This window comes from Pedobacter agri PB92 (genome assembly GCF_000258495.1).
GTDB lineage: Bacteria > Bacteroidota > Bacteroidia > Sphingobacteriales > Sphingobacteriaceae > Pedobacter > Pedobacter agri.
The window spans coordinates 1-12162 of sequence record NZ_AJLG01000151.1; the positions used below are offsets into that span (position 1 = coordinate 1).

Here is a 12162-nt window from a genome sequence, read left to right on the forward strand (position 1 = left end):
TTAAGCTCCTGAATATCCGTGTGCGCAATTTCTTTGTTGCTGCCCTCCCAGAATTTTTTTCCCTCGTGTAAAAATAAGATGTAATCGCCAATACCCATTACGGAGTTCATATCGTGGGTTACCACAATGGTTGTCGTTTTAAACTCTTCGGTAATTTCCTGAATCAATTCATCAATTACAATGGAAGTTTTTGGATCTAAACCTGAGTTAGGCTCATCACAAAATAAGTATTTGGGATTCATAGAAATGGCCCGGGCAATACCCACACGCTTTTTCATCCCCCCTGAAAGTTCTGCCGGGAACAGTTTATTTTTTCCGGCCAGATTAACCCTTTCCAGGCAAAAATTTACACGCTCAATTTTTTCTGCCCTGGTTTGATCGGTAAACATGTTTAATGGAAACATAATATTATCTTCCACCGTCATACTATCAAACAAAGCTGATCCTTGAAAAAGCATCCCGATTTCTTTACGAACTTCAATGCGTTGCTCGTAGGTCATTGGGGTAAAATCGCGACCGTCGTAAAGTACTGATCCTGAATCAGGCTGGTGTAAACCGACCATACATTTGAGCAAAGTCGTTTTTCCTGAGCCAGATCCACCAATAATTAAATTGGTAACACCTTCTTCAAATTTTCCGGAAATGCCTTTTAAAACTTCGTTTCCGGAGAATGATTTGTATATATCTTTAACTTCGATCATTATAATAACAATTGAGTAACCAGGTAATCGCAAACAAGAATAGAGATACAGCTAATTACTACTGCTCTGGTACTTGCCTGTGAAACTTCTAAAGCCCCGCCACGAACGTAAAAACCCTCGTATGCTGGCACGGAAGTAATAATAAAGCCGAAAACAAAAGCCTTAACCAGCGCTACGGTAATGGTATAAGGATTAAAATCGGTTGTAATACCCTGAATATATTCTGCAGGAGTAACAGCACCTGAAATAGAGCCCCCAATATAACCACCAGAAATACTTAAGAACATTGAAATGATCACCAGCATCGGTACCATTGTAATTCCTGAAATAATTTTCGGAAGAATCAGATAACCCGGGGCGTTAATTCCCATAATCTCTAAAGCGTCAATTTGCTCAGTAACACGCATCGAACCAATTTCTGATGAAATTGCTGAACCTATTTTTCCGGCTAAAACTATTGCGCTAATGGTAGGGCTTAATTCTAAAATACTAGAGTCACGGTTAACAGAACCGATAATTGTTTTTGGGATAAAATCACTAACCAGCTGGAAAGCAATTTGTAAAGTCATTACGGCACCAATAAAAGTAGAGATGATGGCAATAAGTCCTAAAGAGCCCACACCAACATAATCCATTTGTTTGGCGATCTCTTTAAGGTATATTTTCAGTTTTTCCGGCTTTCTGAATACAGACTTAAGTAGCAGGATGTATCTGCCGAAATTGGTAAAATTCATTCCGTATGTATTGCTTAATTTAAATGATCATTTATAGTACTACAAAGAAACGATAAAAAAGTTGACCCTCTTTGATAATTACAAAAATATTCGTGGTTTTCAATATAAATATGGTTTTTTGTTAACAAAAACTAATCCGTACACGATGAAAGCTGTAATCACAGGAGCAACAAAAGGAATTGGAAGGGCTATTGCAATTAAACTTTGGCAACAAGGCTACCAACTGGCATTAGTAGCCAGAGGTTTAAAAGAACTTGAACAATTACGGGATGAATTATTTGATGCGGATCAAAAAATTTTGATTTATTCAGTGGATTGCTCAATAAAGGAAGAGGTACTCAAATTTCTAGATCAAATAGATTCAGCATTTGGTTTTGCCGATGTTTTGGTAAATAATGTGGGCGCCTATATTCCTGGTAGTTTGCTTGATGAGGATGATGAAACTTTTGAAATGCAGCAATCATTAAACGTTAATGCAAGCTATTACATAAGCAAATTCTTTGGAAAAAAAATGCGTTCAGAGCATCGTGGGCACATCTTTAATATCTGTTCAGTAGCCAGTAAAGCACCCGTTGAAAATGGTGGCAGTTATAGTGTAACAAAAGCAGCGATGTTAAGTCTTAACAATGTATTGCGGCAAGAGTTAGCGCCACACAACGTTAAAGTAACTGCTTTTTTGCCGGGCTCAACCAAAACTTCATCATGGGAAGGAACAACCATACCAGATGAAAAATTTGTTCAGCCCGAAGATATAGCAGAAACTTTGTACACCATTTTAAACTTAAGTAAAGGGGTTAACGTTGATGAGGTTTTAATTACGCCACTGAATTTTTAAACACAAAATGAACAGCGTTATGGAAAAGAAGCTTTTTAGAAATGAACACGATAAGATGATTGCCGGTGTAGCTTCAGGACTTGCAGATTACATGCAGGTTGAGGTTACCATCGTTAGGCTATTATTTGTACTATCAACCATATTTATGGCAGGCGGCGGTTTAATCGCCTATATCATCATGTGGATAATTGTTCCGGTGAACAACGATCCGGCAGTAAGATTCTCAAAATTTAATGATTATTTTAACAAAAACAATCCCAATACACCGCCCTTTGGTAATCCAGATCCTTTTTCAGGTTCAGCCACAGGCAATACCAACTGGTCTCAGCCGGTAAATGATTTTGAGAAAAAACCATTTGAAACACAGCCAGATTTTAACAGGGTAAATAAATCTAATGATGCAGGCAGAACAATAGCTGGTTTACTTTTATTGGTAATAGGATGTTTCTTTTTAATGCATGAACTCGATTTTATTCCCCAATGGTTCACCATTAGAAATCTTTTCAAATTCATGTGGCCATTGATTTTTATTGCCTTGGGGATTAGCATTATCGCGAAATCTAAAAGAAAAAATGAATGGGCAGCTTTTCAAAACCAACAAAATCAGGAAGAGCAGAAAAAAGCCGCTGATTTTTCGGAGACAGTAGTACCCGGGGAAGAAACAAAAAACGACAATAATTCAACATCAAATAACCCTCAAGCATAAACATTATGAAATTAGATAGATTAATATGGGGTATTTTACTGCTTTTTATTGGTGGTGTACTTCTACTCGAAAACTTTGGTATCATTGATTTTTACTGGCGCAACGTATGGAGTTTTTGGCCAATATTTTTAATCATTGCCGGTGTTAACATTTTATTCAATAGAAATAATTCACAAGCCGGAAGCATGGTATCCCTTGCGGTTTTGGTTGTTGCTTTAGGATTTTTGTTTTTTAAAGGTCAGCAGGAACCCGATCGAAGTGGCTGGTGGGGCAATAAATTTAAAAAGGATGTTGATATTAGTATTGATGATAATGACAGTGATGATGACAACGATGAGGATAGCAATGATACGGCGTTTAATAGTTTGAAATTAGCTGAGCCATTTGTAGCGACTGAAAATGCTAAAAAAACAGTTTTAAATATTTCAGGTGGAGGTATTTCATTCAATTTAGATGGAGAAACTGCTGAATTGATCAATGCTGATGTAAAGAAAAGACATGGAAATTTCTCATTGAAAAAACTCATTACCGATTCGGCAACCGTGTTAACTTTTAGCATGGACGATAGAAAAAGCAAATGGAAGTTTGGTGATAGCGGGAATGATGTAAATTTCAAGCTAAACAAAGCTGCAAACTGGGATATTTTAATGAAACTTGGTGCAGGCGAGGCAAATTTCGATTTTGCTGATTACAAAGTTCGTACATTTCGTTTTGATGGTGGTGCAGCTGCTTTAGACATTAAGTTTGGTGATTTACTGCCGATTACCGATGTGGTGGTCAAATCCGGCGTAGCCGATGTGAAAATAAAAGTTCCGACAAATTCTGGTTGTCGCATCAAAACTAAAACCGGCTTATCAGCCAAAGATTTTGATGGTTTTGAAAAATTAAGTGATGGTGTTTATGAAACATCAAACTACAAAACATCAACCAAAAAAATCTTTATTAATTTAGATGGTGGATTGAGTAACTTTGAGGTTAGTAGATATTAAGAAGCTCAAAGGTGAAAGCTTAAAGACTAAAGCATCAGCCGAAATCTTTAAATTTTAATCTAATGAACGATCAATATACCGTAGTTATAAACGGAAAGCCACAAGGGCCTTATCATTTATCACAGCTTAGTGATTTAAACATCACACCAAATACATTCATCCGAAAACCTGGTATGGATGATTACAAAGAGGCTCACGCAATACCTGAATTGCGTGAGCTTTTGGGTTTCAAATATCAAAAAACAGCCCCTCAGTACTTTGCCGCATTCGATCAGCGATTGCTTGCAACCGTGATTGATCACTTTATCATTTTCGGAATTTATAGCATCGTTATTCTGCTTAGTTTCATTTTTATAGAAGGTAAAGATCAACGGATCATGGCTTATTTAGTTCCGTTTCCATCCATTTTTGTCATTAAACTTATCTATGGAAGCATTGCCGAAGCATCAAAAACCCAGGCTACCATCGGTAAAAAGATACTTAACATCAAGGTGACTGACCTTGAGGGTTCGCAAATTTCATTTGGTCGATCATTAGCCAGGAATTTTTCTAAAATTTTATCGGTTATTCCAGTGTTCTTCGGATACTTATATAGTTTCTTAAACCGTAAAAATCAATGTTGGCATGATATAGCGGCTGATTGCCTGGTGATAAAAGACAGGCTGATATAATTAACTATTGAGTTTTTAATGATTGAGTTTTGAGTTCAGAAGTTGCAGTTATCATTCACTCATTCAAAATTCACTAACTCTATAATTAGATATTACAACATTCCAACATCAAAACATTCCAACAATACTTATCTTTGCAGTCGCATGGAAAATATATCGGTAAAATCTGAATTAGCAGGAGAATATTGCAATAGTTTAACACAATATTCGAGGTTTCTAACTCGTGAAGTAAAGATTGGTGACATCGCATTGGGTGGCCATAATCCTATTCGCATTCAATCGATGACGACTACCGATACCATGGATACCATTGGAACCGTTGAACAAACCATCCGAATGGTAGAATCAGGTTGTGAATATGTTCGGATTACTGCTCCGAGTATAAAAGAAGCTGAAAATTTAGCCAACATCAAAAAAGAATTACGCTTTCGCGGATACGATGTTCCCTTAATTGCCGATATACATTTTACGCCAAATGCTGCGGAAATGGCGGCAAGGATTGTGGAAAAAGTTCGTGTGAATCCGGGAAACTACGCTGATAAAAAGAAATTTGAGAACCTGGAATATACGCAGGATGCCTACACCGCGGAGTTAGAGCGGATCAATAAAAAGTTTGTTCCCCTAATCAAAATTTGTAAAGAATATGGTACTGCAATGCGAATCGGTACCAATCATGGTTCGCTTTCTGATCGAATTATGAGCCATTATGGCGATACACCACGGGGTATGGTTGAATCTGCGATGGAATTTATCCGCATGTGCGAAGCCGAAAATTACTATAACCTGGTGATTTCGATGAAAGCCAGCAACACGCAAGTAATGGTTCAAGCATATCGTTTGTTGGTTGAAACCATGGTGAAGGAAGGCATGAACTATCCTTTGCACCTAGGCGTAACCGAAGCTGGCGACGGGGAAGATGGCCGTATAAAATCGGCAGTTGGAATTGGTACTTTGTTAGAAGATGGTTTGGGTGATACCATTCGTGTTTCCTTAACCGAAGATCCGGAATTTGAAGCGCCTGTTGCAAAAGCATTGGCAGATAGGTATGTGAATAGAGCTGAAGGTCTAAAGTTGAAAGTTGAAAGCAATACTGTCGTATGTCATCCTGAGCTTGTCGAAGGACAATCACCAACTTACAATCCATACCAATATTCGCGAAGAACAACAGAAAGTGTTCAGCACATCGGAGGTCACCATCATCCGGTTGTGATGATTGATGTTTCTAAAGAAAACCTGAAAGACCCTTACTTTTTAAATGCTATTGGTTACAATTATAGCGCTGGTTTAGATAAATATAACCTTGCCGATCAGGCCTGCGATTTGGCTTTTTTGGGTGATCATTTACCTTCATTTTCTTTTCCCGGGAATTTAAAACAGGTTTACAACTATCAAACCTGGTTGAAACTTCATGATAAAAATAACTGTCATCCGTTATTTTCTTTGGATGAGTTCAACGAAGCTGCGGTTAAAGATGAGCATTTAAATTTCGTAGAAATTGATGCAGCGCATTTCAATCATTTGTCTTTACATCAGTTGATAAATGTGGTTTTTGTATTGAAAACTACTGCAAGTCACGGCATGGCAGAGCAGAGGGCTTTTTTTGTCGCTTTGCAAGAAAGAAATATTCAAACTCCGGTAATTATTAAAAGAACTTATGAGGATTTAAATGCAGATAGTTTACAGCTTTATGCATCAACTGATTTTGGCGCATTATTTACCGATGGCTTTGGCGATGGAATTTGGATAGATGCTTCAGGTCAGAATCTAGCATTAATTAACTCGACCAGCTTTGGGATTTTGCAGGCTACCAGAACCAGAATCAGTAAAACAGAATATATCTCCTGCCCAAGTTGCGGTAGAACGCTTTTCGATTTACAGGAAACTACTCAATTGATTCGTTCGAGAACAGACCATTTGAAAGGCCTTAAAATTGGAATCATGGGTTGCATTGTTAATGGACCGGGCGAAATGGCTGATGCTGATTATGGTTATGTAGGTACAGGACCTGATAAAATTACTTTGTACCGTGGTCAGGAAGTGGTTAAGAAAAATGTAAATACAGCTTTTGCCTTGGATGAATTAATTGATATTATAAAAGGTGATGGCAATTGGATGGAGAAAGATTAGCCTGTTATTTTTTAAGAAATCAATTCGATTCAAAATCAGGACGGCCGTCATTGCGAGGCACGAAGCAATCACTTTCTACTTCGATATCAAAATGAAATTGCTTCAGTCGATGAAGTGCTTATTTCTAAATGGTGGCCGTGTAAAACATAGCAGTTAGTCTTCGAAGAGCCTATGTAAATATTTTTTAACAAGCTCAATATGGCTTAAGTCAATATACAATTTACTTTTCTAGCCAATAAATACTAAATTAACTCAATGAATATTCCAACCTTTCAAACCATATTTAGCGAATTCAGAAACTGGCTGATAGAAAAAGACCTTTCTGGCGCCGAACTGGTTTATTCATATTTTTTTATTGGTTTAATTGGCGTAACACTATTCCTTTTTATCACCATATTCTTAACCAGGCAGGTATTTATTTTTGCAGTAAGAAGTGCTAAAACCAAAACCGATTGGCAAAAAGCACTTTTCGAATTCAGGGTTTTCAGAGCCTTTGCTTTAATATTTGGAGCCTACATTATTTACAATGCTGTTCCATTTGTATTTATTGATTTCAAACACTGGCTTTTTTATGCATTGATATTTTCCAGAATTTACGTGGTGCTAGCCACAATGTTTGCCATCAATGCATTCTTAAACGCCATGGTTTCCATAATGGAGGCCTCCAAGAAATACGCCGATAAACCCATCAGAAGTTACAAGCAGGTTGCGAAAATCATTATTTATATTTTAGGGTTCGTCCTGATTCTCTCCATCATATTAAACCAATCTCCTTTGTATATTTTTGGTGGTTTTGGAGCGGTAACGGCAGTTTTTATCTTGGTTTTTCGCGACCCGATTTTAGGTTTTGTAGCCTCTGTACAAATGAGTGCCATTGATTTGGTTCGCGTTGGCGATTGGATTACGGTCGAAAAATATGGTGCTGATGGCGAGGTAACAGAAATTAACCTGACTACAATTAAAGTGCGTAATTGGGATAAAACCGTAACCATTGTTCCGAGTTATGCCATCGTGAGTGAATCTTTTAAAAACTGGCGGGCAATGGAAGAAAGTGAGGGGAGAAGAATTAAACGGCACATCAATATTAAAATCTCGAGCATTAAATTTTGCGATGATGAACTCATTTCCCGTTTGCAAAACATCGATTTTCTGAAAGATTATTTAACGGAAACCCAGTTGCAAATTGCCAAGTTTAACGCTGAAAATGCAGTAAATCCAAATAATCTGGTTAACGGGAAGCACATGACCAACATTGGTACATTTAGAGTTTATGCAGAAAAATATTTAGAAAGCAATCCTTTCATCAATACCGATTTAACGTTTATGGTGCGCCAGTTACAAGCCACAGAAAATGGTTTACCTATCGAAATTTACGTGTTTTCGAAAGAGAAGGGCTTAAGGAAGTTCGAGGAGGTGGCAGCTGATATTTTTGACCATTTACTTGCCGCGGTTCCTTATTTTGATTTAGAAATTTTCCAAAGTCCGAGTGGAAGCGATATGCGTGGTTTTGTAAGCAGAGGCAATGATTAAGATTGCTGTTATCATTCTGAACGTACCGTTTAATCTCTAACCTATTGACTCTGTATTAGCATACAGAAGTACATTTTCTGGCTGTGCCTTAATTAAAAATTTCGTCTCATCATCTGAAGATTTACTCCCCTAAAAATGTCAAAACCTTTTCGCAAACCTTAAATAAAAGTGGCGGCAAGGTTTCGTTTTCATAAGGATGCGAAGCGCCGTAAACATGATTTGCGCCCTCGATTTTTATTAATCTACTACCAGGATTTGCATCGGCTAATTTTTGTGCATTTTCGAAAGGAACATTTACATCCTCATCCCCCTGAATAATTAACCAGGGAATATTAATTCGTTTGGCAGCTTCGATAATATTTAATGTTTCCGCGTTTTCTTCAAAATCTTTCAATAGCTCAACATTTAAAGGCATTTGCTCTTTTGTTCTGGCATTGGTTACATAGATTTTGCCTGTGCTTTTCCATTCCGCTTCCTGCTCTTTTTTCCAAAGGCTATCAAAATTTGAAATGGCACTCCAGGTAATCAATTTATCAATTCGCAAATCGTGAGCGGCTTCAATTATCGCTAAACCACCGCCGCGACTATGGCCAATTAAATTCACTTTAGTGTTGTTACCGTAAACCTTTTCAATATAATCAAGTACGGCATTTACATCAAAGAGTTCTTTCGAAAAAGTATTACTCGCAAAGGCATTTAAATCGCTCACATCTTTTGGATTATCTGCCGGTACGCCGCTGTGCGATAAGTTGAATTTTATATACCGATAACCATTGGCTGCGAAATATCGGGCAACTAAATTGTGTGCGCCCCAATCTTTAAAGCCTTTAAAACCATGAACAAAAAGTAATATTGGCGTATTTGGGTTTTTATCATCAAAAGTAATATCTCCGATAATTAACTTTCCATCTGCACCGCTTAGGCTGAAATCATTTTGTACAATCATAATATTTTAACAGCTGTTGTGGAATAGTGTTTGTTTTACGCTATAAAATTTTTAATTATGGCAACAGAAAACCAAACACCAAACCCTGAATCAGAAAACGGATTTTTTGATAGTTTGAAGGATAAATTTAACGAATTTAAAGACAAGGCAGAAGATACTTTTGATGATATCAAAGAAAAAGCAGAAGATATCTGGGAAGAAACTAAAGAAAAGGCTGAAGATTTGAAAGAACAAGCTGAGGAAAAATGGGAAGATTTAACCTCAAAAGAAGAAGAAAAAAAATAATTTACTTCCCAAGTTGCAAAAAGGTAAAACTCAAGTTTTACCTTTTTTTGTTTGCAGAGGAGTCGGCAATTTGCCATTCCGTTTCATTGAAGAGGCGCCCATGGAGCTTGCTGATTTTCTTTTTAGGTTTGTTATGCAAGCCAGTGTTTCTAAACCCGATTGTAGCGGAAATACTTTTTGTTGGATTTAAGAGGAAGATTGCCACGACATTCCTCCTCGCAATGACGGAATTGGAGCAGAATGACAGAGGTTAACAAAAAGATTGTAGCGAAAAGCGGGACTAACATTAAATAACGCCACTGAAATTGCTTTTCAAAATAATCCTATTTTTTCGTATAAATCCATGCCCACCAGATAAACATTGCCTGAAAGGGAATCCGCATCCATGCTATGAAAGGTGTAATTTCAATTGACTTCAACATGAATGGCGCTTTCTGAATCATATAAATATGTGCGGGCATAAAGGCTACAAGCATCAGCATAATTAACCATGCGCCCAACTTTCTTGTGTTAGAAAAAAGAAGCATTATTCCAAAGGAAATTTCTAAAATGCCCGATAAGTAAATTAAAAATTTGTGAGCCGGCAACCATTCTGGCATTATTGCATAATATCCGGTAGTAGAAATAAAATGATTAAAGCCTGCCAGCATATAGAACAGGGCGTAAATCCATAATAGAATTTTGAAAGTAACATTGGGTTTGTCAGGGTTATGCATCTATTTAAAACCGTTCTAAATTAATGTAAATTACAGATTAATGACGTTGACATGCACCAACCGTGTTACTTTTGTATCCCGATAATAGTTAACAACGGAAGCACTTGGAATATTTAAAAGTAATAGCTTTTACGCATCACCACATCGACCTGAAATCTTTAGGGAAATTAGTTATTTGTGACGAGAGTCTAGATAACAGGTTGAAGAATCTTCAGGCAGAGCTTCCCGTTAGCGAAATTTTTTACATCGGTACTTGTAACCGTGTTGAATTTGTTTTTCTTACCAAAGAAAAAACCGATAAAGAATTCGTAACCAAATTTCTTACTGTTTTGGATATGGGTTTACCTCCAGAATTCATGGAGCGTTTTCTTGATAATGTTACTGTTTATGAAAACGAAGAAGCCTTTAATCACTTATTAAGAACGTCTTGTTCTTTAGAAAGTTTGGTTGTGGGCGAAAAGGAAATCCTGGCGCAAATACGTAAAGCCTATGAAAATTGCCGCGATGCAGGTTTTACGGGCGATTACATGCGGATGATTATGGATAGGGTAGTGAAAACGGCGAAAGAAGTTTACACGCACACTAATATTTCCAAAAATCCGGTTTCAGTGGTCTCTCTGGCTTATCGTAAGCTTAAAGAATTAAACATGTGCGGCAATTCACGCGTATTAATTATTGGTGCTGGCGAAACCAACCAAAATATTGCGAAATATCTTAACAAGCATAAGTATTCAAACTTCTCAATTTTTAACCGTACGCTTTCCAAAGCCGAAACTTTGGCTGAAGAATTAAATGGTAAGGCTTATTCACTAGCCGAGTTAGAAAACTTTACGGAAGGTTTCGATGTGATTATTACTTGCACAGGTGCAACAGAAACTATTATTGATGAGGCACTTTACGCAAAATTGCTTAATGGCGATACCGGTAAGAAGGTAATCGTTGATTTGGCTATCCCTAATGACGTTGCCCCAGCGGTTATTCACAACAATCCAATTCATTACATAGAGGTAGAATCTTTAAAAGAAGTTGCCCGTAAAAATATTCAGGAGCGTTACAACGAACTGGTTCACGCAGAAGATATCATCAACACAAATATTGCAGAGTTTTTTACGGTTTTAAAACAACGCCGCATCGAATTGGCCATGCAGGAAGTTCCCCGGAAGATTAAAGAAATCAAAAATACCGCTTTAAATGGTGTTTTTGCCGATGAAATCAGTCAAATGGATGAAGCTTCCCGTGAGGTTCTGGAACGTGTAATGAACTACATGGAGAAAAAATGTATCAGCGTTCCGATGATTATGGCCAAAGAAATTTTGGTTAAAGAATCTTAATTTCACCGCAAAGTTCACAAAGTTTAGGCGCAAATAACGCCAAGTTAATTTTCTATTTTTTGGAAAAGCAATTTTCTGTGCTTTTCTGTTGGTTCAGTCCTGCTTTCCGTTTCAATCTTTTTGTCATTGTCAGTCTGAGCCTGTCGAAGACCTGCAACAAAAAGTATTTCCACTACAATCAGGTTTAGAATAATCTGTTTGTATAAGAAACTTAAAAACTCCCATAAGGCATTGTTTAGCGCACTCGTCATTGCGAGGTACAGCCTGCCCCGACATTTCGGGGAAACAATCTCCTTTAATAAATAATATAATAAATAAGATTGCTTCAGTAGATGAAAAATCGATTTCGCAATAACGGAAACAGTAGTAACATCTATATTTGTTGGATAAATGAAAACCACCCCGCCCTGCGGCCACCTCCCCAAGGGACGGAAATTGCAAATCGCATAAAAATTCTCTTAATGTTATATAAACTATCTAGCTTTTAACTTTCAACTTTCAACTTTTTACTTTCAGCTTTCAACTTCTAACTTTCAGCTTTCAACTTCCCAACTTTCAGCTTTTCACTCCGAACTGTAACCTCACTGTCTC

General features: G+C 37.3%; 13 protein-coding genes. 8 read left to right on the top strand and 5 right to left on the bottom strand.

From position 1 onward, the window contains the following. On the bottom strand, positions 1 to 701 hold a 701-nt coding region (locus tag ON09_RS18230; protein WP_010602506.1), incomplete at its 3' end, for an ABC transporter ATP-binding protein. Next, entirely contained in the window at positions 701 to 1435 is a 735-nt protein-coding gene (locus tag ON09_RS18235; protein WP_010602507.1) for an MlaE family ABC transporter permease, read from the bottom strand. The genes ON09_RS18235 and ON09_RS18230, both read right to left, overlap by 1 nt. Before the next feature lie 145 nt (positions 1436 to 1580). On the opposite strand from ON09_RS18235, the gene ON09_RS18240 reads away from it, so the two are divergent. The 6 genes from ON09_RS18240 (at position 1581) to ON09_RS18265 (ending at position 8293) form a co-directional block, all read left to right on the top strand. Beyond that, positions 1581 to 2270 (top strand): SDR family oxidoreductase, encoded by a 690-nt coding sequence (locus ON09_RS18240; protein WP_029204448.1) that lies wholly within the window; start codon positions 1581 to 1583, stop codon positions 2268 to 2270. A gap of 19 nt (positions 2271 to 2289) precedes the next feature. Then, positions 2290 to 2976, top strand: coding sequence for a PspC domain-containing protein (locus ON09_RS18245; RefSeq protein ID WP_157259004.1), 687 nt, complete (start codon positions 2290 to 2292; stop codon positions 2974 to 2976). Positions 2977 to 2981: 5 nt separating this feature from the next. After that, the gene (locus tag ON09_RS18250) at positions 2982 to 3965 is read left to right on the top strand and encodes a LiaF transmembrane domain-containing protein (protein WP_010602510.1); all 984 of its coding nucleotides are present in this window, start codon (positions 2982 to 2984) and stop codon (positions 3963 to 3965) included. A gap of 62 nt (positions 3966 to 4027) precedes the next feature. Beyond that, entirely contained in the window at positions 4028 to 4636 is a 609-nt protein-coding gene (locus ON09_RS18255; protein ID WP_010602511.1) for an RDD family protein, read from the top strand. Positions 4637 to 4780: 144 nt separating this feature from the next. Beyond that, a complete protein-coding gene (ispG, locus tag ON09_RS18260) occupies positions 4781 to 6763 on the top strand; it encodes a (E)-4-hydroxy-3-methylbut-2-enyl-diphosphate synthase (protein WP_010602512.1) in 1983 nt (660 codons plus the stop codon). Positions 6764 to 7018: 255 nt separating this feature from the next. Then, positions 7019 to 8293 carry a mechanosensitive ion channel family protein gene (locus tag ON09_RS18265; RefSeq protein WP_010602513.1) on the top strand — a complete coding sequence of 425 codons (1275 nt, stop codon included), beginning with the start codon at positions 7019 to 7021 and terminating at the stop codon, positions 8291 to 8293. Between the two features lie 121 nt (positions 8294 to 8414). On the opposite strand, the gene ON09_RS18270 is transcribed toward ON09_RS18265, so the two are convergent. Next, entirely contained in the window at positions 8415 to 9239 is an 825-nt protein-coding gene (locus tag ON09_RS18270) for an alpha/beta hydrolase family protein (RefSeq protein ID WP_010602514.1), read from the bottom strand. 57 nt (positions 9240 to 9296) lie between these two features. On the opposite strand from ON09_RS18270, the gene ON09_RS18275 reads away from it, so the two are divergent. Beyond that, positions 9297 to 9524, top strand: coding sequence for a YtxH domain-containing protein (locus tag ON09_RS18275; protein ID WP_010602515.1), 228 nt, complete (start codon positions 9297 to 9299; stop codon positions 9522 to 9524). A gap of 323 nt (positions 9525 to 9847) precedes the next feature. Here the strand turns inward: ON09_RS18275 and ON09_RS18280 are convergent, their stop codons facing one another. Further along, positions 9848 to 10240 carry a DoxX family protein gene (locus ON09_RS18280; RefSeq protein ID WP_010602516.1) on the bottom strand — a complete coding sequence of 131 codons (393 nt, stop codon included), beginning with the start codon at positions 10238 to 10240 and terminating at the stop codon, positions 9848 to 9850. Between the two features lie 104 nt (positions 10241 to 10344). On the opposite strand from ON09_RS18280, the gene hemA reads away from it, so the two are divergent. After that, positions 10345 to 11571 carry a glutamyl-tRNA reductase gene (hemA, locus tag ON09_RS18285; protein WP_010602517.1) on the top strand — a complete coding sequence of 409 codons (1227 nt, stop codon included), beginning with the start codon at positions 10345 to 10347 and terminating at the stop codon, positions 11569 to 11571. A gap of 44 nt (positions 11572 to 11615) precedes the next feature. On the opposite strand, the gene ON09_RS25425 is transcribed toward hemA, so the two are convergent. Next, complete coding sequence (locus tag ON09_RS25425; protein WP_010602518.1) at positions 11616 to 11996, bottom strand: hypothetical protein; 381 nt, start codon at positions 11994 to 11996, stop codon at positions 11616 to 11618. Positions 11997 to 12162: the final 166 nt, after the last annotated feature.